This is a genomic window from Curtobacterium sp. MCLR17_007 (assembly GCF_003234655.2).
Classification (GTDB): Bacteria; Actinomycetota; Actinomycetes; order Actinomycetales; family Microbacteriaceae; genus Curtobacterium.
This window is the reverse complement of sequence record NZ_CP126271.1, coordinates 1242592-1268885: the sequence shown is the minus strand read 5'-3', so window position 1 is coordinate 1268885 and position 26294 is coordinate 1242592. Positions and strand designations below refer to the sequence as shown.

Annotated in this window: 25 protein-coding genes and 1 tRNA gene; 4 read left to right on the top strand and 22 right to left on the bottom strand. The window is 70.3% G+C overall.

Annotated features, from left to right (window positions below; genetic code table 11):
* Nucleotides 1–187: 187 nt before the first annotated feature.
* From DEJ13_RS06110 to DEJ13_RS06085, 6 genes are all read right to left on the bottom strand, one after another.
* Nucleotides 188–484 carry a hypothetical protein gene (locus DEJ13_RS06110; protein ID WP_111107031.1) on the bottom strand — a complete coding sequence of 99 codons (297 nt, stop codon included), beginning with the start codon at nt 482–484 and terminating at the stop codon, nt 188–190.
* Entirely contained in the window at nt 481–1122 is a 642-nt protein-coding gene (locus DEJ13_RS06105) for a GIY-YIG nuclease family protein (protein ID WP_111107030.1), read from the bottom strand. Before DEJ13_RS06105 ends, DEJ13_RS06110 begins: the two co-directional genes overlap by 4 nt.
* A 117-nt stretch (nt 1123–1239) precedes the next feature.
* Nucleotides 1240–2895, bottom strand: coding sequence for a UvrD-helicase domain-containing protein (locus DEJ13_RS06100; RefSeq protein ID WP_111107029.1), 1656 nt, complete (start codon nt 2893–2895; stop codon nt 1240–1242).
* Nucleotides 2892–4832 (bottom strand): ATP-dependent nuclease, encoded by a 1941-nt coding sequence (locus DEJ13_RS06095; RefSeq protein WP_111107028.1) that lies wholly within the window; start codon nt 4830–4832, stop codon nt 2892–2894. The genes DEJ13_RS06100 and DEJ13_RS06095 overlap by 4 nt, the downstream gene beginning before the upstream one ends.
* A gap of 617 nt (nt 4833–5449) precedes the next feature.
* A protein-coding gene (locus tag DEJ13_RS06090; RefSeq protein WP_111107027.1) for an IS3 family transposase occupies nt 5450–6612 on the bottom strand; the annotation gives its coding sequence in 2 pieces (ribosomal slippage) (nt 5450–6330 and nt 6330–6612; 1164 coding nt in all).
* 307 nt (nt 6613–6919) lie between these two features.
* A tRNA-Pro gene (locus tag DEJ13_RS06085) sits at nt 6920–6993 on the bottom strand.
* Nucleotides 6994–7156: 163 nt separating this feature from the next.
* On the opposite strand from DEJ13_RS06085, the gene DEJ13_RS06080 reads away from it, so the two are divergent.
* From DEJ13_RS06080 to DEJ13_RS06070, 3 genes are all read left to right on the top strand, one after another.
* Entirely contained in the window at nt 7157–8629 is a 1473-nt protein-coding gene (locus DEJ13_RS06080) for a hypothetical protein (RefSeq protein WP_111107026.1), read from the top strand.
* 74 nt (nt 8630–8703) lie between these two features.
* A complete protein-coding gene (locus tag DEJ13_RS06075) occupies nt 8704–10851 on the top strand; it encodes a RecQ family ATP-dependent DNA helicase (protein WP_111107025.1) in 2148 nt (715 codons plus the stop codon).
* A 219-nt stretch (nt 10852–11070) separates the two neighbouring features.
* Nucleotides 11071–11406: a hypothetical protein gene (locus DEJ13_RS06070; RefSeq protein WP_111107024.1), complete on the top strand. Its 336-nt coding sequence runs from the start codon at nt 11071–11073 to the stop codon at nt 11404–11406.
* Between the two features lie 57 nt (nt 11407–11463).
* Here the strand turns inward: DEJ13_RS06070 and DEJ13_RS06065 are convergent, their stop codons facing one another.
* The 8 genes from DEJ13_RS06065 to DEJ13_RS06030 all read right to left on the bottom strand — a co-directional run bounded on the left by DEJ13_RS06065 (nt 11464) and on the right by DEJ13_RS06030 (nt 18357).
* On the bottom strand, nt 11464–12339 hold the full coding sequence (locus DEJ13_RS06065; protein ID WP_056121700.1) for an oxidoreductase: 876 nt from the start codon (nt 12337–12339) through the stop codon (nt 11464–11466).
* Between the two features lie 125 nt (nt 12340–12464).
* Nucleotides 12465–12770, bottom strand: coding sequence for a hypothetical protein (locus DEJ13_RS06060; RefSeq protein WP_111107023.1), 306 nt, complete (start codon nt 12768–12770; stop codon nt 12465–12467).
* 10 nt (nt 12771–12780) lie between these two features.
* Entirely contained in the window at nt 12781–13296 is a 516-nt protein-coding gene (locus tag DEJ13_RS06055; protein WP_235515463.1) for a hypothetical protein, read from the bottom strand.
* Nucleotides 13297–13351: 55 nt separating this feature from the next.
* Complete coding sequence (locus tag DEJ13_RS06050; RefSeq protein ID WP_111107022.1) at nt 13352–13915, bottom strand: hypothetical protein; 564 nt, start codon at nt 13913–13915, stop codon at nt 13352–13354.
* Nucleotides 13916–14005: 90 nt separating this feature from the next.
* Nucleotides 14006–15532: a ribosome biogenesis GTPase Der gene (gene der, locus DEJ13_RS06045; protein ID WP_111107021.1), complete on the bottom strand. Its 1527-nt coding sequence runs from the start codon at nt 15530–15532 to the stop codon at nt 14006–14008.
* Between the two features lie 35 nt (nt 15533–15567).
* Nucleotides 15568–16263: a (d)CMP kinase gene (gene cmk / locus DEJ13_RS06040; RefSeq protein ID WP_111107056.1), complete on the bottom strand. Its 696-nt coding sequence runs from the start codon at nt 16261–16263 to the stop codon at nt 15568–15570.
* 170 nt (nt 16264–16433) lie between these two features.
* A complete protein-coding gene (locus DEJ13_RS06035) occupies nt 16434–17546 on the bottom strand; it encodes a prephenate dehydrogenase (RefSeq protein WP_111107020.1) in 1113 nt (370 codons plus the stop codon).
* Between the two features lie 37 nt (nt 17547–17583).
* Nucleotides 17584–18357 (bottom strand): pseudouridine synthase, encoded by a 774-nt coding sequence (locus DEJ13_RS06030; protein WP_258374110.1) that lies wholly within the window; start codon nt 18355–18357, stop codon nt 17584–17586.
* A 174-nt stretch (nt 18358–18531) separates the two neighbouring features.
* Here DEJ13_RS06030 and DEJ13_RS06025 point away from each other — a divergent pair, with 174 nt between their 5' ends.
* On the top strand, nt 18532–19728 hold the full coding sequence (locus DEJ13_RS06025; RefSeq protein ID WP_258374106.1) for a hypothetical protein: 1197 nt from the start codon (nt 18532–18534) through the stop codon (nt 19726–19728).
* Here DEJ13_RS06025 and scpB read toward each other — a convergent pair.
* The 8 genes from scpB to DEJ13_RS05985 form a co-directional block, all read right to left on the bottom strand.
* Nucleotides 19631–20320: an SMC-Scp complex subunit ScpB gene (scpB, locus tag DEJ13_RS06020; RefSeq protein ID WP_111107018.1), complete on the bottom strand. Its 690-nt coding sequence runs from the start codon at nt 20318–20320 to the stop codon at nt 19631–19633. The two genes, DEJ13_RS06025 and scpB, sit on opposite strands and share 98 nt — an antisense overlap.
* Entirely contained in the window at nt 20310–21155 is an 846-nt protein-coding gene (locus DEJ13_RS06015) for a segregation and condensation protein A (protein WP_056121713.1), read from the bottom strand. The genes scpB and DEJ13_RS06015 overlap by 11 nt, the downstream gene beginning before the upstream one ends.
* The gene (locus tag DEJ13_RS06010) at nt 21139–22017 is read right to left on the bottom strand and encodes a ParA family protein (protein WP_111107017.1); all 879 of its coding nucleotides are present in this window, start codon (nt 22015–22017) and stop codon (nt 21139–21141) included. The genes DEJ13_RS06015 and DEJ13_RS06010 overlap by 17 nt, the downstream gene beginning before the upstream one ends.
* 172 nt (nt 22018–22189) lie before the next feature.
* The gene (locus DEJ13_RS06005) at nt 22190–23017 is read right to left on the bottom strand and encodes an SseB family protein (protein ID WP_111107016.1); all 828 of its coding nucleotides are present in this window, start codon (nt 23015–23017) and stop codon (nt 22190–22192) included.
* A 4-nt stretch (nt 23018–23021) separates the two neighbouring features.
* Nucleotides 23022–23768, bottom strand: a complete 747-nt coding sequence (gene priA / locus DEJ13_RS06000) for a bifunctional 1-(5-phosphoribosyl)-5-((5-phosphoribosylamino)methylideneamino)imidazole-4-carboxamide isomerase/phosphoribosylanthranilate isomerase PriA (RefSeq protein WP_056121719.1) — start codon at nt 23766–23768, stop codon at nt 23022–23024.
* Between the two features lie 188 nt (nt 23769–23956).
* Nucleotides 23957–24592, bottom strand: a complete 636-nt coding sequence (gene hisH, locus DEJ13_RS05995) for an imidazole glycerol phosphate synthase subunit HisH (protein ID WP_056121721.1) — start codon at nt 24590–24592, stop codon at nt 23957–23959.
* Nucleotides 24589–25191 carry an imidazoleglycerol-phosphate dehydratase HisB gene (hisB, locus tag DEJ13_RS05990; RefSeq protein WP_111107015.1) on the bottom strand — a complete coding sequence of 201 codons (603 nt, stop codon included), beginning with the start codon at nt 25189–25191 and terminating at the stop codon, nt 24589–24591. The genes hisH and hisB overlap by 4 nt, the downstream gene beginning before the upstream one ends.
* Nucleotides 25188–26294 carry a histidinol-phosphate transaminase gene (locus DEJ13_RS05985; protein WP_111107014.1) on the bottom strand — a complete coding sequence of 369 codons (1107 nt, stop codon included), beginning with the start codon at nt 26292–26294 and terminating at the stop codon, nt 25188–25190. The genes hisB and DEJ13_RS05985 overlap by 4 nt, the downstream gene beginning before the upstream one ends.

Below are 26294 nucleotides of genomic sequence, written 5' to 3'. Positions count from 1 at the left end.
CATGGCTGTATCCCGCGACGGGAATCGGCCTATCCTCCGACGCGAACCGCGGCCCGAAGGACGGGCCTCTGATCAGGTGTTTCTCCGGTCGCCATTCTTGTGCGTTGACCCGAACTGCGAGTTCCCCTTCGTGGGATCCGTCACGTAGACGCTTCTGCCACGACGGCCTGCCGTGTGCGGAGGACGTTCACCAGATCACTCGCCGCGTCCCGTTCGCGCTGAACACCTCAACGTGGGAAGCCGACGTGATCCGGATCGTGCCTCGTGACCCCTCGCGCGTGAGCGACGCCGTGGCCACCTGACGCAGGTCGGCCGTCCAGCTCCGCCGCTTCGAGGTGTAGATGACCCGCGTCGCGGTCACCGCGAGCAGTCCCTTAGTCGACGGAAGGATCGTCTTCGCCTCAGCGACGCGCAAGACGACCTCCTCGGCGAGGGGCGCCGCGTCGAGCCGCTCACGCGCGGCGTCCCCACGAGAGCCGTTCATTGGCCACGCTCCGCTTCGCGAGCGGCCTGTGCCGGCCGCCACGCCTTCGCCTCGGCACTCATCGCCTTGCGCGCCGCCCCGAGGCGCGAGAGCTTCCGAGGATTCCTGTCGATGTTGATCACCGGCGTGGAGTGCCGGATGAGCTGAGTCTCGACATCGACGAGCTTCACGGTCATCTGCACCGGTGCCGTCCGAACGGCGAGCGAGGGGCGCGCGTGCATCCATGCCGTGAGCTGCGCGTCATCGTCGCCTGCCAGCGAGTACATCGAGAAGTACCCCGGGATCTCCCGGTTCCGCGGCACACCGTGCAAGTCGAGCCGGCAACGCAGCAGCGCAGCGAACGACCTCCGCACAGTGGACCCGCCCGTGCGCGCTGTGCTGCCCGGCACCGCAGCGAAGTGGTCTTTCAAATCGCGCTCTACGAAGCTCGCTTCGGCCTTGCCGACGTAGAGCGGGAGGTCCGGCGCGCTGCGGGCCCCGGCGTCCTCGAGGAGGCCCAGCTCTCGGTGCGCCCGCTCGTCGCCGAAGATCGCGTAGAGCCCCGGTTTCGCTGGCACGTGAGCCGGCGCATCGATGATCGACCAGCGGGTGCCGGTCAGTGCGGCGATCGCATCCGCAGCGAGGTCAGAGATCGTCACGGTTGTTGACTCGTTGATTTGGGCCGCGAATGCGCCGGTCGGTTGACGGCGTCACGAGGTTTCCCGAGATCGAGGTCGCACTCGATGTCTCCGAGTTATGGACCGAGCTCAGTAGATTCAAGACTCATTGGCATACTCCAATAGAGCGTTGTATGGAGGCGAGTCCTCACGCCAGTAGGCGTTCGCGCCGTAAGGCTTCGTACGGTGACGAGCCGTGGTGAGCACGAGTTCCTCCTTGGCTCGCGAGATTGCGACAAAGAATTCCGACTTCACGTCGTTGTCATTGCCCCAGAAGAACTGAGACTCGACTCCGAGGACAACGACCTTCTCAAACTCCAACCCCTTGCACTTGTGCACCGTCAGGATCCGGATGCTGTCCTCTTCTGATAGCCGGTCAAGTGCCGCAATCGGATCGCCGTCGAACGTTAGCTCGCGCTTGAAAGCGCCAGCGGCCGCCTTGATCACGTCGTTCAGCCGGTCCCCCTGTTGATACGACGGAGACAGCGCATTGAGCGATGGGCGAGTCACGAACTTCAGGAACGAACTGATGAGTGGGCTCCATGACGAGTACTCGGCGGCGACAAAGCCTGCTGCGCGCACGGTAAGGCGGGCGTCACGAAGGAGTGCGCGGAGCTTGCTGTCCAGCACCCCGTCCACTTCTTCGATTCCGCCGTGGGTCACGACGCGCACGAGTTCGGTATAGGCCGCTGGTCGCCCGTCGTCCGCAACGACGCGGAGGAAGTTGAAGATCAGTGCCGCGACCGGCTCCGTTGTCAGGTCTTGCGACTGCTGCTCGTTGCGATGCGAGATGCCAGCGGCGCTGAGATGTTCGCCAAGGACGCTCGTGATGAGGTGGGGCTGCTGCCGCGCCAGCACGGTGATCTCCCGCGGTGGTACACCGGCCTCGAGCCATCCTTGGATCATCGCCGTCACTGCGGCCGCTTCGTTCTCGTTGTTGTCAAAGCGCAGCACTTGGACCGCGCCCTCTTCCCCAACGAGGTCAGCGTCGCGACTCGCGGCGCCCGGGTCCATCTCGAGAATCATGCGGTTCTGCATCCGGCGCAGGCGTGGCTTCGACCGGAAGTTTTGATAGAGCTGGAGGTCGATCGCGCTGAAGTCTGCAGCGAACGTTGCCATGACTCCTTCGAGAGCGCCTGCGAAGCGCATGATGCGCTGCTTGGTGTCGCCGACGCCGATGAGCTGTACACCGGTTCCCCCGAACGCCTTCTTCAGGAAGGCGTACTGCGCGGTAGTGGCGTCCTGGAACTCATCCATGAAGACGTGACTGTAGGTCTGCCGAAGCGCGCCACGTGCGTACTCATTCTTCTCGAGGATCTCCAGGGCGAGCGGCACGAGGTCGTCAAAGGTGATTTGCTCACTCTGAATTCGAGTACTCGCGTCGAGCCGGTACATTGGCTTGAGGGCATTCTGGCCGGTAAGCACCGGACGAAAGTTATCGACTAGTCGTTTGGCGAAGGCGTGGAAGGTGAAGCTGTCGAACCGAGCCGCATACTGCGACCCGGATCGCAGACGAACGCGAGACTGCAGGTTGCGTGCCGCATCGACCTTGAATGAAATCGCGAGGATCCGCTTGGGATACGCACTCGCGCCTGTTCGAAAGAGGAAGTCTGCGCGCTGCGCCAGCAACTCGGTCTTGCCCGCACCAGGGCCGGCGGTGACAACGACGTTCGCCCCGGTTTCGCGCACGGCCTTCAGTGCGTTCGGTTCGAGGTCCAGTCCGCCGACCGGATGCCAGTCATCGGGATGAATCACTCGGGAAGCGCCCCGAGCTTCGTGCGCACGTCATCAACGAGCCGCTCGAGTACCTCCGGAAGGTCTTCGAGTAGTTCCTCGTCGGTCAGCGCCGCCATCGCGCGAAGGTGCGACGCGGGCTTGCTCTTCAGATCGAACAGCCGGTGATAGTCATCGAAGAGCTCGAAGGTGTCTGTTGGGAGGCGATCCTCACTCGCGTGAGACTTGCCGAGCACCGCGGCGATGGTCTTGTCGTCCGGCACGCCGACCGATTCGACTCCGTAGGCGTCCGGGAACGCCTCGAGCATCATGAGGTCAAGGTCGACGGGGTGGGAGAAGTAAACGCTTTTCGCCTCGAGGGCGTTGACCGGACCCACGCCGCTGACGATCCTCGGATCTACGAGTTCCGGGAAGTCGACGGCGTCGTTCCACTTCGGGAGACCATCGATGAGCGCAGCATCGAAGGTGCCCGGAGTCAGCTTATTGAACTGCTTCAGCGCGTTCCGAACACGACCCCAACCGCCCTGGTGCCGTCCAGAATCCAGGTCGAGGAGCGTGACGTGCGGGATCTCAAGCTCCTTGAGGAGGCGCCAAAAGTGATTGACGTGACGCCCACCCAGCGGAACCACTGACACCGAGGCGTCATCCTCGGCAATGCCGGCCGCAGCGAGGACACGTGGCAGCACGATCTGCTCGCTGTCTCCCTCGCCGAAAACGACCAAGCGCGAAAAGTAGAGCTCCGGGAATGCGAGCACGGCTTCACGCACGTACTTCGCCGTCTCGTCGCTCGTCGTTGGCAAGAGGATGCGCCGAACCTGCGACTGGCGGCTGCTGTCGAGGCGCAGGAAGCAAATCGACTCTGGATCGACCCGGCGGAGTAGGGCAGGCGAGTGTGTCGCGATGAGAGACTGCGAGTCGCCAGGCTCCGCAGCCTTTCGGAGCTGCCGGATGATGCGGCCAAGGTACTGCGGAGCCAGGCTGTTCTCCGGCTCCTCGAGCGCGATGACCGTGTGCACCGGAGGGCGCAGGCGGTGTTGATCGAATGAGGTCTCTGTGCCACCAAGCACTTCCCGCGCGAGAGCTTGCCAGGCCAGGACCAAAGAGATGTAGAGCAGCGACTTCTGCCCGTCACTGAGTCGTTCGAACGGAAGCGAGGAGTCAGCTGGGGACGGCGCGAACGAGACAGTGAGCTGGCGGAGCACGCTCTCGAGATCCCCGCTGCCGAACGCGATTGAGGGGTCGGTAAAAAAGGAGCCTGAGTGAAGCCCCTTCCATTCCCCCGCGAGCTGAACGCCGATGCTCTTGACGGCGTCGTTGTCGGCAAGTGCGTCGGTGAGGTTCTTCGAAAGCATCTCGAGCGTCGTACGTTCGGCCGTCCAGTCTGCGGCACGAAGCGCCCGCCCGACGAGCGATGCGGTTGTGTAAGAAATGTGCTCGGCCGGATCGCGGCGTGCAGGCAGGTAGTGCACCTCGACGTTCGCGCGATCGAAGCGCGACATGTCAGCTCGCTGCAGCGGCTCGCCGTCCGCGTCCACTTCGAGGATGTACTCGAGCTTCTCCTCGATCACGTTGTCGGCAGCGATGGTGGCTGTGAGCCGCACGCGGATGCGCGGAATACCGTCCTCCGTGGCGATGCGCATGTGCGCAAAGTTGGGTGGTACCGAGGCGTGGTCGCCTGGAGCACCCGACTCTGGAACCTCGATGTCCACCTCGATCCACATCACGGGTCCAGCGGCCTGCACCTCGGCTGCCGTCTGTCCGTTCGGGATATGGAAGTCCGAGTGACGAACTCTGCGCTGTACCGGCAGCGGGCTGAAGAGTCGCGAGAGCGCCTCGAGCACGGCCGTCTTGCCAGAGCCATTGGGGCCCAGGACGTAGGTGACGTCCCGCAGCGCGATCTCCGTTCTGTCGGGGCCAAACGATTGGAAGCCGGAGATTCGAAGGCAAGTAATCTGCATCAGGCGTCCTCGTCTCGATGCGCGCGCGAAGAGGCTCCCTAGGCCAGGCGGACAGTCGATTTCGTGAGTATGGGTTACACCGGGTTGGTGCTCAGAGTGCACAACTGTGCTTTGCTCATTCTCCTCTGGGCGCTTGGTCATGACGCATCAGACGCGCCGTGCCGATGGGCCGGAGATTCTGAGAGTCCGGTTGACTCCCAATCTGCTGCTCTGGCAGCTCGTTGATTCTCCTTCAAACGCTGACCGCCCGACGAACATCGTAAAGTCCACTGCGTGGGGTCGGCGGACTGCGAGCTGAGGTCAGTACGCCGGGTGCCGCTCGGTGATGCGCAGCCAGTCGTCGAAGTCCGGGATCGCAATCCGCTGTGCGGAGCGTGCACTCCACGCGTGCTCCCACTCGCGGGTCCGCGAGAGGCACAGTGCAAGGTAGTCGGCGGCGTAGCTGGACCATCGGGCGCTGTAGTCGATGGAGTTGCTGAGGACGTCGTCTCCGGTGTCGAGGAAGACGAGGCCGTTGCCAAGCGCTTCACTAAGGCACGCGCGCGTGGAACGCTTGAGGTGTCTCCATTGATGTGGGAGCCGAACGGGACTGCTGCAGGTTTGGTTGACTCGTTCGTTTAGGCCGCGAGTGCGGCCTGTGGGTTGATGATCGTCTCGTACTCGATCGGGGTCAACTTCCCCAGTCCACGTTGGCGCCGTTTCCGGTGGTAGGTCGCTTCGATCCAGGTGATGATCGCGAGCCGGAGCTCTTCCCGGGTCGCCCAGCGTCTCCGGTTGAGGACGTTCTTCTGCGGGAGCGCGAAGAACGATTCCATTGCAGCGTTGTCGGCGCACGCGCCGACCCGCCCCATCGATCCGAGCAGCCCGGCGTCCGATAGCGCCCGGACGAACTTCTTCGAACGAAACTGGCTGCCCCGATCCGAATGGACCACCGTCCCTGACGGGTTCCGGCGGGAGATCGCCATCTGCAGAGCCGCGACGGCAAGCGAGGACCGCATCCGGTCGCTGATCGAATAGCCCACGATCCGGCGCGAGCACGCGTACTTGATCGCGCAGAGGTAGAGCTTGCCCTCACCGGTCGGGTGCTCCGTGATGTCCGTCAGCCAGAGCTTGTCGAGGTCTGGGGCGGTGAACGCACGCCGGACCCGGTCGTCATGCACTGGCGGCCCAGCCTTGCGATTCAGGCCGCGCTTCTTCGCGTGCAGTGACCAGAGCCGCTGCTGCGAGCACAACCGCCACACTCGCCGCTCTGATGCTCGGTGGCCGGCAGCATGAAGGTCATCGGCGATGAACCGGTATCCGAACGTCGGATCGTCGCGATGCGCATCGATCGCTGCGTTGGTCAGGTGCGCGTCCTCCCAGTCCCGCTGAGAAACCGGGTCGGCGCGCCACCGATAGAAGGCCTGCTTCGAGAAACCCAGCACCCGGCAGGTCACCGCGACGGGGACACCATCGGCGGCGAGTGCTAGGACCAGCGGGTAGATCATTTTGGGAGTTGCGACTGGGCGAAGTACGCGGCCGCCCGGCGGAGGATCTCGTTCTCCTGCTGAAGCAGCCGGATCCGCTTTTGGGCGTCCCACAGCTCCGCCTGCTCGATCGCTTTCGCCGACGGCACCGCTGCAACATTGATGCCGTCGTCGCGGTCCGCGAGCCGCAACCAGCGGGCCAGGCAGGACTCGGACACACCGAAGTCCTTCGCGACCTGCCGCACCGACGTCTCACCCTTCCGGGCGACCGCGATCACATCACGGCGGAACTCCTCCGGATACGCCTTCACCATGGCGCACATCCTTCCAGCAGGAGCCAACGCCCCTACCCGTTAGGAGTCAACCAAACCTGCAGCAGTCCCCGACGATGGCGCTGCCATCGCCGATTCGCTCCGCGGACGCGGCGTCGATGCGCCACCCTTTGTCGCGCCAAAAGACCGGGCACGCGCTCCGCGCGGGCCAGGAATGGGCCACAGGTGCTACCTGCTCCCCACACGAGCCCGCACGAGGGCGACGCGCAATGAAGAAGCCCACCGAGAATCTCGGTGGGCTTCTTCATTGCGGACAGTTCTTGAGACGATTCCTAAGTTGCCCCTTCGGTCGGGCTGACAGGATTTGAACCTGCGACCCCTTGACCCCCAGTCAAGTGCGCTACCAAGCTGCGCCACAGCCCGTGAGTCCCGAGGGACTCGGAACCCCCGCAGACCAGGTCTGCGTGGACTCCGCCACCCGCACCCGACCGAGCGCGGAGCAGCCCGACCAGCATAGCGGACGCAGGACCCCCGCCGCGCCACGGGCGGCCACACCGGGTCCAGGACCGGCCCCTAGGGTGGTCTGATGCCGTCCCGCACCACCCGTCTCTTGTTCGCCGTCGCGGTCACCGGCCTGGCCGTCGGGATCGCCGGGTGCAGCGGTGCCGCTCCCGTCGACGCCCGCCCGACGCTCGCGAAGGCCTCCTCGGACACCGTGACCGTCCTGGCGCAGCACGACCCGGCCGAACGGGCGATCCGCGCGAGCCGCGCGGTGTTCGCCTCGGCACCCGGGGCCGTCGTCGCCCCCGCGGACGACGCGTCCGCCATCGGCACCGCGGCGAGCGCCGCCCGACGTGCCCACGTCCCGGTGCTGCTCGCCGGCTCCGACGACCGCCGCGCGGTCGGGCAGGAACTCGACCGCCTCGGTGCCTCCTGGTACCAGGCCGAGGGCGACGTCGACGTCAGCACCGACGTCGAGGAGCGCGACGCGCCGGACGGTGGCGCAGCGCCGGAGCCGAGCCGGGCCTCCCGTCCGGCCACCGTGGTGGTGGCGGACGACCAGGCGGACGCCGCCGTCGTGGGAACGGCGCAGGCGGCCGGTGCCGATGTCGTGACCATGCCCGACGGCGTGACCGACCCGGCTGCGGCACCCGACGTCGTGCGCGCGCTGCACGCGCACCGGGACACGCCCACCGTGCTGGTGGGGACGGCGTTCGCCGACCTGCCCGACCCGGGGTGGACCGTCCGGGCCGCCGAGACCGGGTGGCAGCTCCCCCACGGCGGCCAGCGACCGTTCGACGGCCATAGCTACGTCGCGATGTACGGCGCACCGGGGGCGCCGACGCTGGGCGTGCTCGGCGAGCAGGACCCGGCGGCGGCGGTGACCCGGGCGAAGGAGCTGGCGGCGTCGTACGACGGCGTGTCCGACGAACCGGTGACGCCGGCGTTCGAGGTGATCGCGACGGTCGCCGCGGGTTCGGCGGGGGCGGACGGCGACTACTCGAGCGAGCTGCCGGTGTCGACGCTCGAGCCCTACGTCGACGCGGCGCACGACGCGGGCATGCCGGTGATCCTCGACCTGCAGCCCGGCCGCAGCGACTTCCTGTCCCAGGCGAAGCGCTACGAGTCGCTCCTGGAGCGTCCGGGCGTGTGGCTGGCGCTCGACCCGGAGTGGCGGCTCGGTCCGGACCAGGTGCCGCTGCAGCAGATCGGCAGCGTCAGCTCTGCCGAGGTGGACCAGGTGTCCGACTGGCTCGCCGGTCTGGTGCGCTCGGAGGGACTGCCGCCGAAGGCCCTCGTCCTGCACCAGTTCCGGCTGTCGATGCTCCAGGACCGTTCCTCGCTGACGACACACCCCGAGCTCGACATGCTCATCCATGTCGACGGCCAGGGCTCGCAGCCGGACAAGCAGGCGACGTGGAACGCGCTGCACGTCGACGCGCCCGCTGGCGTGCACTGGGGCTGGAAGAACTTCTTCGACGAGGACACGCCCATGCTGACGCCGGAGCAGACGATGGCGGACGTGGCGCCGACACCGTCGCTGGTCACGTACCAGTAGCGGACCCTGCCGAGTTCTCCACAGCCAGGAGGCTCGTGGCCGGGTTCGTCGGTCGGTGCTGACAGCATGGGGGCATGTCCTCCCCCGTGCTCGGCTCCGGTCCGACCGTCCCGTCCGCAGACATCGCTGCCGAAGCGCAGCAGGCGCTCGCTGCGCTCACGGGGCGGCCTGACGCGGTCTTCCACCCCGGGCAGCTCGAGGCGATCTCCGCGCTGGTCGAGCACCGGCAGCGTGCGCTGGTGGTGCAGCGCACCGGGTGGGGCAAGTCCGCCGTGTACTTCCTGGCGACGCTGCTGCTCCGGCGTCGTGGGGGTGGGCCGACGGTGCTCGTGTCGCCCCTGCTGGCGCTCATGCGCGACCAGGTGGCTGCTGCGGCCCGGGCCGGCGTCCGAGCGGTCTCGATCAACTCCGCCAACGCCCACGAGTGGACCGACACCCAGGCGGCACTGGCGCGCGATGAGATCGACGTCCTGCTGGTCTCGCCCGAACGGCTCAACAACCCGAAGTTCCGCGACGAACAGCTGCCGGCACTGGTCGGTCGCATGGGGATGCTCGTCGTCGACGAAGCGCACTGCATCTCCGACTGGGGGCACGACTTCCGGCCCGACTACCGCCGTCTGGCCGAGCTCATCCGCTCCCTGCCCCACGGCGTGCCCGTGCTCGCGACGACGGCCACCGCGAACGAGCGCGTGGTCGAGGACGTCGCCGAGCAGCTGACCGCCGGACCCGCCGACCCGGTGTTCACCATCCGCGGGTCCCTGGCCCGTGCGTCGCTCCGGCTCGGGGTCCTGACCCTGCCGGACGCCCGCGCCCGGCTGGGGTGGCTGCTGGCGCACCTCGGCGACCTGCCCGGCAGCGGGATCATCTACACGCTGACCGTCTCCGCTGCCGAGGACATCGCCCGGCTGCTGCGCGAGAGCGGCCACACGGTCCGGGCGTACACCGGCCGGACCGACACCGACGAGCGCGAACAGCTCGAGCAGCAGCTCAAGGGCAACGAGCTCAAGGCCCTCGTGGCGACGAGCGCGCTGGGGATGGGGTTCGACAAGCCCGACCTCGGGTTCGTCGTGCACGTGGGCGCGCCGTCGTCCCCGGTGGCGTACTACCAGCAGATCGGCCGCGCCGGGCGTGCAACCGACAACGCCGACGTGCTGCTGCTGCCCGGGTACGAGGACCAGGAGATCTGGAAGTACTTCGCCAGCGCGTCGATGCCGACCGAGTCGCGCGCCTCGGCCGTCCTCGGTGCGCTCTCGACCGACAGCGCGATGTCGACCGTCGCGCTCGAGGGTCTGGTCGACATCAAGCGGTCCACGCTCGAACTGCTCCTCAAGGTGCTCGACGTCGACGGTGCCGTGCACCGCGTCGCCGGCGGGTGGGTCTCGACCGGGCAGCCGTGGTCGTACGACGCCGCCCGCTACGAGCGTGTCGCTGCCGCCCGTTCCGCCGAGGCCGCGTCGATGCTCGACTACGAGTCGACCTCGGCGTGCCGGATGCAGCTGCTGCAGCAGGACCTCGACGACCCGTCGGCCGAGCCCTGTGGCCGGTGCGACAACTGCGCGGGTGTCTGGTACCCGACCGACGTCCCGGGTGACGCGGCGCAGGGCGCATCCACGGCCCTCGACCAGGTCGGCGTCGAGATCGCCCCCCGTGCGCAGTGGCCGTCGGGGATGAGCGCACTCGACGTGCCTGTGAAGGGCAAGCTGCCGGCGACCGAGGTCGTCGCTGCCGGCCGTGCCGTCGCGCGCCTGACGGACCTGGGGTGGGGTGGTCCGCTCCGTGCGCTGTTCGCGACGGGGGTCGCCGACGCCCCGGTGTCCCGCGAGCTGCTCGACGGCTGCATCCGCGCGCTGCGGGACTGGCCGTGGGACGTCCGGCCGACGGGGGTCGTGGCGATGTCCTCGCGGTCGCGGCCGCAGCTCGTCGAGTCCCTGGCGTCGGCGCTGTCGTCGATCGGCAAGCTGCAGTTCCTCGGGACGCTCGAGCGGTCCGGCGGGGTCCCGCGCGGCGACGGTGCGACGAACAGCGCCTACCGCTTGGCGGGGGTGTGGGACAGCTTCGTCGTGGGGCCGGAGCTCGGTGCCGCACTACAGGCCCACCAGGGTCCGGTGCTGCTCGTGGACGACCTGGTCGACAGCCGGTGGACGATGACGGTGGCGGGACGTGAACTCCGGCGGGCGGGGGCGTCGGCCGTGTTGGCGTTCGCGCTGGCCACGGTCGCGTAGCGTCGGACCACGACGCCGCAGACAGCACGGGGTCGAGCGGGGGGACCGATGGACACGGAGCACGGATGGGGTCGCACCCCGTCACCCAGGGCACCCGAGGGGCCGCTCCGGCCGAACGCCTCGGCGGTGCCTGTTCCGGCGGTGCCTGCTCCGGCGCCGCCCGTCCCGAGCGGTGGTCCAGGACGCAGCACCCGACGCCGCCCCGGATCGGCGCTCGCGGTGTCGGCACTGGTGCTCGCCTTCATCGCGATGGGCGTGGGGATCGTGGCCACCGTGATCGGCGTGTTCTGCGTCGTCTTCATCGCCGCGTTCGGTGCCCCGCTCGAGGTCACGCGTCCCGCGATGGCGGGCTTCGCGGTTCGCGGATCGGCCGTCACCGCCGTCCCGTTCGCCGCGGCGGTCGTCCTGCTCGCGATCGCCGCCGTCCGGCGGATCGAAGCACGGTGGTGGGTCCCGCTGGCCGCCGTCAACGCCCTCACGCTCGTCGGACTCGGCGTCGCGGCGCTGATCTGGTTCCACCCGGGCGTGCACGTCTCCTGGGACTTCTCCTCCTGACACCGACCAGCCCGCGGTGTCCCCACCGCGGGCTGGTCGGTGTCGCTCGCCGCTCGTTCAGGCGGCGGTGCCGATCGCGTCGAGCTCGGCCACGGCGTCGTCCGGCAGCGTGAACCCGGCCGAGGCGACGTTGTCCCGCAGGTGCGCGACGGACGAGGTGCCCGGGATCAGCAGCATGTTCGGCGAACGCTGCAGCAGCCACGACAGCGCGACCGTCAGGCGCGAGACCCCGAGGCGTTCGGCGACCGAGTCCAGCGCTCCGGACTGCAGCGGCGAGAAGCCACCGAGCGGGAAGTACGGCACGTAGGCGATGCCCTGTTCCGCGGTGAGGTCGACGAGGGCGTCGTCCTCGCGGCGCGCCACGTTGTACATGTTCTGCACGCACACCACGGGCGCGATCGCCTGGGCCTCGGCGAGCTGCTCGGCCGAGACCGTCGACAGTCCGAGGTGGTTGATGAGCCCCTGCTGCTGGAGTTCGGCGAGCGCCTCGAACTGCGGCGCGATGGAGCCGGGCTCCGGCGCGTCGAAGCCGCCCATGCGCAGGTTGACGACGTCGAGGCGCTCGACCCCCAGGCGGCCGAGGTTCTCGTGCACCTGCTCGACGAGCTCGTGCGGCTCGCGCGCGTGCGGCCAGCCGCCCTCCGCGTCACGACGAGCGCCGACCTTGGTCACGATGCGCAGGTCGTCGGGGTAGGGGTGCAGGGCCTCGCGGATGACCTCGTTCGTGACGTGGGGGCCGTAGAAGTCGGAGGTGTCGATGTGGGTGATGCCCAGCTCGACGACCGTGTGCAGGACGCGGATCGCCTCGTCGCGGTCGGTGGGCGGCCCGAAGACACCCGGTCCGGCCAGCTGCATCGCGCCGTACCCGACGCGGGTGAGTTCGAGGTCGTCGGCGAGGCGGAAGGTGCCGCCGGGGAGCGTGGTGGTGGTCATGGCTCCCACGATGCTCTGCCGCGACGGCGTGTGCCAGGTCCCGCCCGTCCTGGGTCCGGCGGACCCAGGATGCGCGTCGACGCCCGCTGGCCGGCCAGGCGTCGAGACCGGTGGCCAGCCAGGCGTCAGGACCGGTGACCGACCAGCCGCCGGACCGCTTCCTCGACGCGGAGTCGGCGCTCAGCATCGGGCACCGGTTCCGTCAGCGCGGACGCGGGCAACGACGCCTCGGCGCCCACGACCGCCAGCACGAACGCCAACAGCTCCGCGGCGTCGAACACGTCCGGGTCGACCGCGCCGCCACCCGAGGTCGCGAGCGAGTGGACCGCCTCGGTGGTGACGGTCGGCAGCTCGGCGCCGGCTCGGACGCGGTCGTACAGCTCACCCGCGGACCGGGGCAGGTCGTCGGGGTCCAGGCGGAAGGTCGTCATCGTCGCGATCCTACGGAGCGTCCCGGCGAGCGGGCTTGGGGAACGTGGTGCGCATGTGGTCCGAGGTCAGGACGTCGCCGATGCCCACCATGAGCACGGAGAACAGGATCTGCTCGATGACCATCCAGAACGGGTAGAGCCCGGGGATCGCGGCGACGATGAGCGTCACGATCGGGAAGATCCTGCTGAAGAGCCGCAGCCGCTGGTACGCCCAGTAGTAGCCGAGCTGCGCACGCCAGGCGAAGACGTAGAGGGTCAGGGTGATGAGCAGCACCACCGTGGCCCGGAACCACACCGCCCAGGGCACGGTCTGTCCGTCGCGGGTCAGCAGGACCGCGACGACGATCGCCGCCAGCCCGACGACGGTCTCCGCGACGAGCAACCACCGGATCCAGCGGAACGAGCGCACCGTGTCGGGGTGGTCGAGCATGTCGCGACGGATGACGTAGCCGGCCTGCCGGCCGCCGGCCAGGCGGTCGAGTCGCAGGCGGCACCAGACCCGGTCGGCGAGTGCGGGGAACGTCACCCGTCCATGGTGCCGCATCCGGCGTCGAACGCGGACCACGGGCCTCCAGGCCGGATCAGGTGGAGGGCAGCAGCTCGGCACCGCCCAGGATGGTCGTCGTGTTCCAGTCGAGGACCACGAGCGAGTGCACCGAGGGCGGCAGGATCTGCGGGGTCCGCAGGTCGATGACGACCGAGGACGCGCCGTGCGGGATGACCCCGACCTCGACCGGGTCGCCGTCCGGGATCCACTCGGCGTCCGCACCGGTGCCGACGACGTCGCCGCCGGTCAGCTGCACCCGCATGTCCGCACTCCGACGGTCCGTCGAGAACCCCGTGATCGTCACGCGCACGGACCGCTCGGCGATGCGCGCGACGCTCACGTGGCCGACCGTCTCCGCGCCGATCGGGATGATCTCGCCGTCGACGGGCAGCCCCGTCCGGTACCAGGGCTGGTCGAGGGGCGGCGGGGTCGCGGTCGCCGCCGCGGATGACGGAGCGTCCGCGACGAGCGGCTGCGGTGTCGAGCGTCCGTTCGGCACCGGGACGGACAGGAGCACCGAGATGGCGACCACCCCCGCGACGACCGCTCCGCCCGCCGCGATCCACGCGGTGCGGGTGGGTCCGAGCAGCGGTGCCATGCACGGAGCGTACGCCAGCGCGCCCGGCGGGACGACGACGGCCGCCGGGGGCAGGTGCCCCGGCGGCCGTCGTCGTCGTGCTGGATCGGATCAGGTGCGCTTCCGGCGCTCGCGGACGCGCATGTTCACGGTGATCGGGGTCCCCGCGAAGCCCCAGACCTCGCGCAGACGCCGGGTGATGAACCGGCGGTACTGCGGGTCGAGGAACTGGGTGGTGAACAGCACGAACGTCGGCGGCTGGCTCGCTGCCTGGGTGCCGAACAGGATGCGCGGCTGACGGCCACCACGGACCGGGTGCGGGTGCTCCTGCACGAGCTCGGCAATGAAGGCGTTGACCTTGCCGGTCGGGATGCGGGTGTCCCACGACTCGAGTGCGGTCTCGAGCGCCGGTACCAGCCGCTCGAGGTGGCGGCCGGTGCGGGCGGAGATGTTGACGCGCGGGGCCCAGGCGACGTGGGCCAGGTCCTGCTCGATCTCGCGCTCGAGGTACCGGCGGCGTTCGTCGTCGAGCAGGTCCCACTTGTTGTAGGCCAGCACGAGTGCGCGTCCGGACTCGAGCACGAGGTCGATGATGCGCAGGTCCTGCACGGACACCGGCTCGGTGACGTCGAGGACGACGACCGCGACCTCGGCCTTCTCGAGCGCGGCGGTGGTGCGGAGCGACGCGTAGAAGTCGGCACCCTGCTGCAGGTGCACGCGCTTGCGGATGCCGGCAGTGTCGACGAAGCGCCAGACGCGACCGCCCAGCTCGACCTGCTCGTCGACCGGGTCGCGGGTCGTGCCGGCGAGCTCGTTCACGACGACGCGCTCTTCGCCCGCGGCCTTGTTGAGCAGCGAGCTCTTGCCGACGTTCGGGCGACCGAGGATCGCGACGCGACGCGGGCCGCCGATCTCCTGCTTGGCGACGGCGGAGATGTCGGGCAGCGTGGTGATGATCAGGTCGAGCAGGTCGGCGACGCCGCGACCGTGCAGCGCCGACACCGGGTGCGGCTCGCCGAGGCCCAGGTTCCAGAGCTCGTAGGCGTCGAGGTCGCGGCGCTCGTCGTCGGACTTGTTCGCCACGACGATGACCGGCTTGTCGGTGCCGCGCAGCATCTTCACGACGTGCTCGTCGGTCGCGGTGATGCCCACCGTGACGTCGACGACGAACAGCACGGCGTCGGCGAGGTCGATCGCGACCTCGGCCTGCAGCGCGACCGAGGCGTTGATGCCCTTGGCGTCGGGCTCCCACCCGCCGGTGTCGACCAGGGTGAACCGCTTGTCGTTCCACTCGGCCTTGTAGCTGACGCGGTCGCGCGTGACGCCGGGGACGTCCTGCACGACGGCTTCGCGGCGGCCGAGGATGCGGTTCACGAGCGCGGACTTGCCGACGTTCGGCCGCCCGACGATCGCCAGGACCGGCAGTGCGGGGAGGACGAGGACGCCGTCCTCGCCCAGGGTGCCTGCCTGGAGGAGCGCGACGTCCTCGTCGTCGAGCTCGTACTCCTCGAGCCCGGCCCGCAGGGCGGTCGCCCGCTGCTCGGCTTCGGTCTCGTCGAGGCTCGCGATGCGCTCACCCAGGGAGTCGTCGTACTCCGGGAAGTCGTCGTGCTCTGGTCCGTTGTCCGGTTGCGCCATGGTGGTTTCCTTGCCGGCGGCCGCCTGGCCGCGTGTCAGTGTCCGGCCGTGCGGGCCAGGTCGACGACCGCTTGTACGGTCTGGTCGAAGTCGAGGTCGGTGGAGTCGAGCGTCGTGACGCCGTCCGCGGCGTTCATGAAGTCGACGACCTTCGCGTCGGCGGCGTCTCGTCGGGCGAGTGCTGCCGAGGTCTCGGCGGCCGACTGGGTCGTGACCTCTGCCGAGCGCCGTGCCATCCTAACCTGCTCGTCGGCCGTCAGGAGGATCCGGACCTCGGCGTCGGGCGCCACGACCGTGGTGATGTCGCGTCCTTCGGTGATGATGCCCTGCGCGTCGGTCTTGCGCATGACGTTCCGGAAGAGCTGCACCAGGCGCTGCCGGACCTCGGGGAGCTTGGCGATGTGCGCGACCGCGGCGGTGACGTCCGGGGTCCGGATCGCGTCGGTGACGTCCTCGCCGTTCACGCGGACGAAGTAGGCGTCCGGGTCGGTGCCGATCTCGTAGTCGAACGTGTCCCAGCTCGCCAGGACCGCGGCGGCGTCGTCGAGGTCGACGTGCTGCTGCAACGCGTGCCAGGCGAGCGCCCGGTAGGCGGCGCCCGTGTCCTGGTACCCGAACCCGAGCGCCCGGGCGGCTGCCTTCGAGACGCTGGACTTGCCGCTGCCCGCGGGGCCGTCGACCGCGATGACGAACTTGGCGACGTAGGCGCCGTCCGTCAGGCCCGCGGGCATCGGGTCGCGGGTCATGCCCGGCTCGCCACCGCCCTGGCCGTCCGCGCCGCCGGTCAGGCCCTCGGCCGGGCCGGGTTGGCCGGCCGGGGTGGGCAGCCCGGTGTCGGGGCCGTCCGGTCCCCCGGTCACCCCGCTGTCGGTGGCGATGCCGTGCGTCTGCTGGTCCTCGTTCACGCCCATGCTGCTGCGATCCTCCATCCGCGGCTCTCGAGTTCATCGACGAGTCGCTGTTCCTGCTCGGGGACGACCGACACCTCGACGATGCCGATCGGTCCGCCGGGTGAGTGCTCGAGGCGCAGGTCCTCGAGGTTGATGCCGATCTCGCCCATCAGGGTGAGGAGCTCGGCGATCTGCCCCGGTCGGTCGTCCACCAGGACGACGACCTGGGCGAAGCGCTTGGTCGTGCCGTGCTTGCCCGGCAGTCGCTCGACGCCACGGTTGCCCGACGCCATCGTCTCGGCGATCGCCCGGGGTGCGCCGGGCGCGTCCGGGTCGGCCAGGGCGTCGATGACCCGCGTGAGCTCGTCGCGCAGGTCGGTCAGCACCGGTCGGATGCGTGCGGCGTTGGCGCCGATGATCTGCACCCACAGGCCCGGGTCGCTCGCTGCAACGCGTGTGACGTCACGGACGCCACCGCCCGCCAGTCCGAGCGCGGACTCCGGGGCGTCGACGAGACGCGAGGCCATGAGCGTCGAGACGAGCTGCGGCACGTGCGACATGACGGCGACGGCCTGGTCGTGGAGCTCGGGGTCCATCGGGACGACGATCGCCTCGAGGTCGAGTGCGAGGTCCTCGACCACGGCAGCCCGACGGTAGGTGATCGCGTCGTGTCCGGCGATCACCCAGGGTCGCCCGATGAACAGGTCCGCACGCGCCGCGGTCGGACCGCTGCGCTCACGACCGGCCATCGGGTGCGACCCGATGTAGCGCGAGACGTCGGCCCCTGCCGCACGCAGGCGTTCGAGCGGCGCCGACTTCACGCTGGCGACGTCGGTGACGATCGCGCCCGGATGGTCGGCGAGCTCGCGCTCGACGACCTGCGCGGTGACGTCCGGTGGGACCGCGACGACGATCAGCTCGGGCGCGTCGCCCACGGCCGGACGGCGACCGGCGCCGTAGTCGACGGCCAGCGCCAGCGTCGCCGGCGAGACGTCGTCGAGGATCACCTCGACGCCCTTCTGCCGGAGCCCCAGACCGATGGAGGCACCGAGCAGCCCGGCGCCGACGACCCGGACCGGTCCGCGGACGCGACGGTCGTGGTCGGGCTGGGGCTGGTCGGTCACCCGGCCAGCCTACCGATCCACGACCGTCGCCTGCGGATCAGTCGCTCGTCTCGGCGTTGGGGTCGCCGACCGGCTTGCCCGCGCCGCGCGCGATCCCGAGCAGCTGCCCGAGTTCGACGCTCGTCAGCTCGCGCGTGCGTCCGCTCGGCAGGCTGCCGAGGTGCAGCGGGCCGAACGACCGGCGCACGAGCTCGTTCACCGGGTGCCCGACGGCGTCGAGCATCCGACGGACGACGCGGTTGCGGCCGGAGTGCAGGGTCAGCTCGACCAGGGACTCCCCCCGCGACGACTCGAGCAACCGCACCTTGTCGGCGGCGATCCGGCCGTCCTCGAGCTCCACACCGTCCAGGAGCATCTGCACCGTCGCGGGGTTCACGTTGCCGGCGACCTTCGCGATGTAGGTCTTGGTGACGCCGAACGACGGGTGCGCGAGCACGTGGGCGAGGCTGCCGTCGTTGGTCAGCAGCAGCAGGCCGGAGGTCTCGGCGTCCAGGCGTCCGACGTTGAACAGGCGCTCCTCGAACTTCTCGACGAACTGGGACAGGTCGGCGCGACCACGCTCGTCGAGCATCGTCGACACCACGCCCGTCGGCTTGTTCAGCAGCACGTAGCGCCGCGAGGTGTCGACCTGGATCGGCACGCCGTCGACGGAGATCTGGTCGTGCTCTGCGTCCACGCGACGCCCGAGGGCGTCGACGACCTCGCCGTTCACCGTCACTCGACCCTCGGCGATCAGGTTCTCCGCCACCCGCCTCGACGCGACCCCGGCCGCGGCCATCACCTTCTGCAGGCGCTCGCCCTCCGGCTGCAGGTCGGCCGCGGTCGCGGCAGCACCCTCCGCTGCGTCCCAGTCGGGGATGATCGGGCGTTCCGGCGTGCCCTCGAGCGGCGTGCCCTCGGCGTCGCGCTGCCCCTCGGGACGGGGCGTGGTGCCGCGATCGCGGTTCCGCACGGTCGCGGTGCCACCCACGTAGCGGCGGCCGTTGTGCCAGACACGGCTGGCAGGGGCGTCCCCACCCTGACCGCGACGGTCGCCGCCCTGACGCGGGTCGCGGCGGTCGTCGCGGCGGTCACGCTGGTCCCGGTCCGCGTTGCTCCAGCGCGGCCGGTCGACCCGGCGGTCGCCGGTCGGCGCCGGTCGGCGGTCGTCGTCGCGACGGCCGTACCCGCGGTCGTCACGACGGTCGTCACGCGCAGCCGGACGGGAGGCCCCGGTGCCGTACCCACGGTCGTCACGTCGTGCGCCGCCACGGTCGTCGTCACGACGGCCGAACCCGCGATCGTCACGACGGTCATCACGCGCAGCCGGACGGGAGGCCCCGGTGCCGTACCCACGATCGTCACGTCGTGCTCCCCCACGGTCGTCGTCACGACGGCCGAACCCGCGGTCCTCACGACGGTCATCACGCGCAGCCGGACGGGAGGCCCCGGTGCCGTACCCACGATCGTCACGTCGTGCTCCCCCACGGTCGTCGTCACGACGGCCGTACCCGCGGTCGTCACGGCGCGGAGCGCCACGGTCGTCGCGCCGGTCGCCCTCGTGTCGGACGAACCCGCGGTCGTCGCGACGGGGAGCGCCCCGGTCCTCGCGCCGCACGAACCCGCCGTCGTCGCGTCGCGGAGCACGGTCCGACCCGCGGTCGTCACGACGCGGAGCGCCGCGGTCGTCACGACGGGGAGCGCCCCGGTCGTCGTCGCGACGCCCGTACCCGCCGCGGTCGTCACGACGGGGAGCGCCACGGTCGGCACCACGATCGGCACCGCGGAACCCGCCGCGGTCGTCGCGCGGCGCACCACCGGACGGGCGGCCGCCGTACCCACGGTCGTCACGGCGCGGAGCTCCGCGGTCCGCGCTGCGGTCGTCACGACGGAACCCACCGCGGTCGTCGCGCGGTGCACCACCGGACGACCGTCCTCCGTACCCACCACGGTCGCCACCGCGGTCCGACCCGCCGGGGCGACCACGCTCGTCGTCGCGACCGCGGTACCCACCGCGGTCCGACCCACTCGGCCGACCAGGGCCTCCCGGTCGTCCGCCGCCGGAGCCGCCGTCCCTGCGACCGGCGCCGCCGTGTCGTCCGTCCTCATACGCGGCCATCGGGGATCCCTTCGTTCTGCTCGAAACCGTCGACGCCGTCCTCCAACAGGGGAGAGATCAGCGGCAGTTCGTCGAGCGAGTTGATGCCGAGCTGCTGCAGGAGCAGGTCGGATGTGACGTAGTTGATGGCGCCGGTCTCGGAGTCGGTGAACGACTCCTCGATGAGCCCGCGGGCGACCAGGGTGCGGACGACGCCGTCGACGTTGACGGCGCGGATGGAGGCGATCTGCGAACGGGTGATCGGCTGCTTGTAGGCGACGACGGCCAGGGTCTCGAGCGCAGCCTGGGACAGCCGTGCCGGGCGCTCCGCCTCGACGAACTGCTCGACCACCGCGTCGAGCTCCGCGCGGACGTAGAAGCGCCAGCCGCCGCCGACCTCGCGCAGCTCGAAGCCCCGGCGGACCGTGCCGTCGACGCCGTCGAAGTCCGCGACCAGGCGCTCGATCCCCTGGCGGACGACGGGGACGGGGACGCCGATGGCCGTGCCGAGCGCGACGAGCGACTGCGGTTCGTCGGCGATCATCAGGATCGCCTCGAGCTGGCGGTCGACGGCGTGACCGGCCGCCTGCGCGCGGACGGACTGCGCATGGATCGACTGCTCGACGGCGCGGGCGTCACCGATCTCGTCGGCGCCGCCGGGTTCGGCGCTGGAGACGTCGTGGACGTCATCCGTCATAGTCGGCTCCAAGGTTGGCGAGGCTCTCGTCGGTCCAGTGCTCCGCGGTCCACCGCAGGGTCAGTTCCCCGAGCGGCTCGTCCTGTTCGAAGGTGATCGACGCGTTCCGGTAGAGCTCGAGGATCGCGAGGAAACGAGCCACCACGATACCCGTGATGTCGACCCCGGCGACCAGTTCGCGGAACGCGACGTCGGGATCGCCCGTCGCGGCGCGGGTCCGGAGGATCGAGACGACGACCGCGGCCTGCTCACGGATGCTGACGAGCGGGGCGTGCAGGTGGTCGAGCCCGACGGTCGGGATCTCGCGCGGGGCGAACGCCAACGCGGCGAGCGCGGCGAAGTCCTGCGCGGACAGCGTCCACACCAGCTCGGGTGTGCGGGCGCGGAACCGTTCCTCGAGCCGGACGCTCCGGACGTGCCGACGCGACTCGGTGCTCCAGCGTGCGCCGAACCAGTCGGCCGCCTGTTTGAACGCCCGGTACTGCAGCAGCCGGGCGAACAGCAGGTCGCGGGCCTCGAGCAGCGCGACGTCCTCGGCGTCGACGAGTTCGCCCTGGGGCAGCAGCCCGGCGATCTTCAGGTCGAGCAGGGTGGCCGCGACGACGAGGAACTCGCTCGCCTCGTCGAGCTCCTCGGCGGACTCGGCCTGGCGCACGTGCGCGATGAACTCCCCCGTGACGACGCCGAGCGCCACCTCGGTGATGTCCATCTCGTGCTTCGTGATGAGCGAGAGCAGCAGGTCGAACGGCCCGTCGAAGTTCGTCAGGCGGACCCGGAAGCCCTGCGGCCCGGGGACGGCCGGTGTGTCGGCGACGGGGTCAGGCGACGGCGCCACGCTGGACGAGCTCTCGTGCGAGCTGCCGGTAGGACTTCGCCGCGACGTGTTCGGGCGCCGTCTGCGTGATGGGTCGCGCGGACACGGTGGCGTCCGGGAACTTCACGGTCCGGCCGATCACGGTGTCGAGCACGCGCTCGTCGAACGTGTCCACCACGCGCTCCATGACCTCGCGGGAGTGCAGCGTGCGCGAGTCGTACATGGTCGCGAGGATGCCGTCGAGCGTCAGCGCCGGGTTGAGGCGGTCGCGGACCTTGTCGATCGTCTCGATGAGCAGTGCGACACCGCGCAGGGCGAAGAACTCGCACTCGAGCGGGATCAGCACACCGTGTGCCGCGGTCAGCGCGTTCACGGTCAGCAGGCCGAGCGAGGGCTGGCAGTCGACCAGGATGACGTCGTAGTCCTTCGCGACCTTGCGCAGGACGCTCGCCAGGATCTGTTCGCGGGCGACCTCGTTGACCAGGTGGACCTCGGCGGCGGACAGGTCGATGTTGGCCGGGATGACGTCGAGCCCGGGGGTGTTCGTCGGCTGGATGACCTGGTTCGGGTCCTTCACGGCACCCATGAGCAGGTCGTAGACGGTGTGGATGTCGTGCGTGCGCACCCCGAGCCCCGCGGACAGTGCACCCTGCGGGTCGAAGTCGACCGCGAGGACCTTGCGGCCGTACTCGGCGAGCGCGGCACCGAGGTTGATCGCGGTGGTCGTCTTGCCGACGCCGCCCTTCTGGTTGCACAGGGCGATGATGCGGGCGGGGCCGTGTCCGTCGAGTTCCTCGGGCACGGGGAACTCGCGAACGGGCCGGCCGGTCGGACCGTACGTGGTCTCGCCGGTGCCGGGCTGGGTCGTCGGGTTCGTGCTCACCCCGTCATCGTACCGGCGCGCACGGCGCGGTCCGGGGCGCACCGCCGGACGGTGGCGACGCCCATGCGGACGGTGGCGACGCCCGTGCGCACGGGGGTGACGACCGAGGCCGCGCAGTCTCGCCGGCCGCAGCGGACGGGACCCGGGCGACCAGGGCCTCCCGGCGGACGCCTCAGACGGCGCGCAGCGCCACCCGCATGCTGTCGACGCGTTCCGCGATGACCACGTCGGCCGTCCACCGCTCCTGCAGCCGACCGACCAGGGCACCGACGTGGTCGCGGTCGAGGCCCGGGTGCAGGACCAGCCCGACCGTCAGCTCGGGTCCGGCGAAGCGTCCGAGGGGGTCCCCCGGCGCGAGTTCGACGCGGGCGACGGCGGGCTCGGCGGCGACGGAGTCGGCGAAGGCCCGGGCGACCTCGGGGTCCTCGAAGCACGGCGTCCACGCCAGGTCCTGTCCGAGCGCCCAGACCGCGGGACGGCGCAGCACGAACTCGGTCGACGCGGTCGGGTCGAGCACCACGAGCTGGGTGTCTTCGCTGGCGGCGGCCATCGCCACGCGGCGGGACTCGACCGGGATGGGCCGCGCCGTGGCGTCCCAGGACTGCATCGCGGCGACCGAGGTGAACGCCGGCATCACCGTGCGGCCGTCCGGGCCCGCGACCGTGACGATCGAGAGCTCCTGGGTCTTGTCGACGACCCGGCCGTCCGGGGTCTCGCCGACCTCGCCAGCCTCGGCCACGAGCGGGACGAGCAGTCGTGCGGTCCCGAGCGCTGCGACGACCGCCGACTGCGATCCTCCGGTGGGCAGCGCGGCGATGGCGGTGACCAGCGCCGGGTCCGCCAGGCCGTCGTCGTCGGCGAACGCGTCGTCGTGGCTGTCGAAGGTGCGCCCGGCCCACGGGAAGCCCGCCGAGTCCGCGCGCTGCTCGCCGACGCCGTGGTCGTGCGTCCCTGCGTGCTCGTCGGGTGCGCCACCGAGGCCGTTCGAGATGCCCGCCATGCGGCTACTCCGAGGCGACGTCGAGCGCGGCCGGCAGCGTGAACGCGCCGGAGTACAGCGCCTTGCCGATGATGGCGCCCTCGAGCCCGTGCGGCACGAGTCCGCGCAGCGCGACCAGGTCGTCGAGCGTCGAGATCCCGCCGGAGGCGACCACGGGCTGGTCCGTGCGGTCGCACACCTGGCGCAGCAACTCGACGTTCGGACCCTGCAGCGTGCCGTCCTTCGTCACGTCGGTCACCACGTACCGCGCGCACCCGGCGGCTTCGAGCCGGTCCAGGACCTCCCACAGGTCGCCGCCGTCCTCGGTCCAACCGCGGGCTGCGAGCGTGGTGCCGCGGACGTCCAGCCCGACCGCGATCTGCTCGCCGTACTCGCCGATCACCCGCGCGGCCCACTCCGGGTCCTCGAGCGCCGCGGTCCCGAGGTTCACGCGCGCCGCTCCGGTCGCCAGTGCGGCCTCGAGTGCGGCGTCGTCGCGGATGCCGCCCGACAGCTCGACCTGGACGCCCTCGACCTCGCGGATCGCGTGTGCGATCACGCGCCGGTTGTCACCCCGGCCGAAGGCCGCGTCGAGGTCGACCAGGTGGATCCACTCGGCACCCTGGTCACGCCAGGCACGCGCCGCGGCGACCGGGTCGCCGTAACCGGTCTCACTGCCGGCCTCGCCCTGGGTCAGGCGGACTGCTTGGCCGTCGACGACGTCGATCGCGGGCAGCAGGACGAGGGGCGGGGTGGAGGTCAGCTCGGTCATGGTCCTGTCGGTTCTGTGGCTGGGTGCACGGCGGCCGGGAGGCCCGGTGCGAGACGGTCGCGCTGGTCGCGTCCGGTGCTGGTCGCGTTCGGTACTGGGTTCGTCCGGTACTGGTTGCGTCCGGTACTGGGTGCGTCCGGTACTGGGTGCGTCCGGTCCTGCTCGCACCAGGTGCCGGTCGCGCCGCGTCAGAGCGAGCGGACCCAGTTGCGGAGCAGCTGGATGCCCGGCTCTCCGGACTTCTCGGGGTGGAACTGCGTGGCGGTGAGCGGGCCGTTCTCGACCGCGGCGATGAAGCGCTGCCCGTGCTCGGCCCACGTGAGCTTCGGCGCCCGGAACGGCCCGTACGCCTCGAGCGGGAAGTCGGTCACGCCGTACGAGTGCACGAAGTAGAAGCGCTCGTCCTGCAGCCCGTCGAACAGCACCGTGTCCTCGGGGGCCTGCACCGTGTTCCAGCCCATGTGCGGCAGGACGTCGGCCTGCAGTTGCTCGACCGTGCCGGGCCACTGCCCGAGGCCCTCGACGTCCACACCGCGTTCGGCACCGCGGGCGAACAGGACCTGCATGCCGACGCAGATGCCGAGCACCGGTCGTCCCCCGGCCAGACGGTGGTCGACGATCTCGCCGCCCTGCACCCCTTCGAGCTGGTCGATCACGGCCGCGAAGGCACCGACGCCGGGGACGAGGAGCCCGTCGGCCTCGAGCGCCGTGCGCTTGTCCGACGTCAGGGTCACGTCGGCGCCGGCGCGCTCGAGCGCCTTGGCTGCCGAGTGGACGTTGCCGGAGCCGTAGTCGAGGACGACGACGTTCGGTGTCCCGGTCACAGGGCGCCCTTCGTCGAGGGGATGCCGTCGACACGGGGGTCGAGCTCGACCGCGCGCCGCATCGCGCGCGCGAACGCCTTGAACTCGGCCTCGGCGATGTGGTGCGGGTCGCGGCCCTCGAGCACGCGGACGTGCACGGTGATGCCGGCGTTCACCGTGATCGCCTCGAACACGTGGCGGACCATCGACCCGGTGAAGTGCCCGCCGATGCGGTGGAACTCGAACCCGGTCGGCTCACCGGTGTGCACGAGGTAGGGACGTCCGGAGACGTCGACGACCGCCTGGGCCAGGGCCTCGTCGAGGGGCACGAGCGCGTCGCCGTAGCGACCGATGCCGGACCGGTCGCCGAGGGCCTGCTTCAGGGCCTGCCCGAGCACGATGCCGGTGTCCTCGACGGTGTGGTGCACGTCGATGTCGGTGTCCCCCGTCGACCGCACGCGCAGGTCGATCAGGGAGTGCTTGCTGAACGCCGTGAGCATGTGGTCGAAGAACGGCACGCTCGTGTCGATGTCGGAGGCCCCGGTGCCGTCCACGTCGAGCTCGAGTTCGACGCTCGACTCACTGGTACGGCGGCTGATCGTGGCGGTGCGCGCGGTCATGCCCCAACCCTAACCGGCGGCTGGTCGGCGGCGACCCGGCGCATGGCGTCGAGGAACGCCGTCGTCTCCGCTTCCGTCCCGGCACTCACGCGCAGGTGGTTCGGGATGCCGAGGTCGCGCACGATGACGTCCTGGTCGAGCAACGACTCGAACGCGGCGTGCGGGTCCGCCACCCCGCCGAAGAGGACGAAGTTCGACCACGTCTCGTGCGGGTCGTAGCCCATCGCCCGCAGCTCGGTGACCATGCGGTCGCGCTGCCCGCGGATGTCGTCGACCATCGCGAGCATCTCGGGCGCGTGTCGCAGTGCGGCGACGGCGGCCGCCTGGGTCAGGGCGGACAGGTGGTACGGCAGCCGGACCAGCCGGAGCGCGTCGATCACGGCGGGGTCGGCGGCGAGGTACCCGACCCGGGCGCCGGCGAACGCGAACGCCTTGCTCATGGTGCGCGAGACCACCAGGCGCTCGCGGCCGTCGAGGAGCGTCAGCGCCGTGGGCTGACCGACCGGCATGAACTCGGCGTAGGCCTCGTCCACCATCACGATCCCGTCGGTGGCGTCGTACACGGCCGCGATCGTGGCGAGGTCGAGCGGCGTGCCCGTCGGGTTGTTCGGGCCACAGAGGAAGACGACGTCGGGCTGGTGCTGTCGGACCGCCGCGACCGCCGTCTCGGGCGAGATCCGGAAGGCCGCGTCGCGCGCAGCGGGGATCCAGCGTGTGCCGGTGCCGGACGCGATGATCGAGTGCATCGAGTAGGTCGGCGGGAACCCGAGCACACTGCGGCCCGGACCGCCGAAGGCCTGCAGGAGCTGCTGGATGACCTCGTTCGAGCCGTTCGCGGCCCAGACCTGCTCCGGAACGATGCCGTGCCCGAGGTACCCCGCGAGGGACTCGCGCAGCTCCGTGAACTCACGGTCCGGGTAGCGGTTGACCGTCTCGAGCGCCCGACGGATCGACGCGATGATGTCCTCGGCGACGTCCTGCGGCACGGGATGCGTGTTCTCGTTGACGTTGAGCTGCACGCTGACGTGCTTCTGCGGAGCGCCGTACGGGCTCTGCCCGCGGAGGTCGTCGCGGATGGGGAGGTCTTCGAGCGTGGTTGCCAC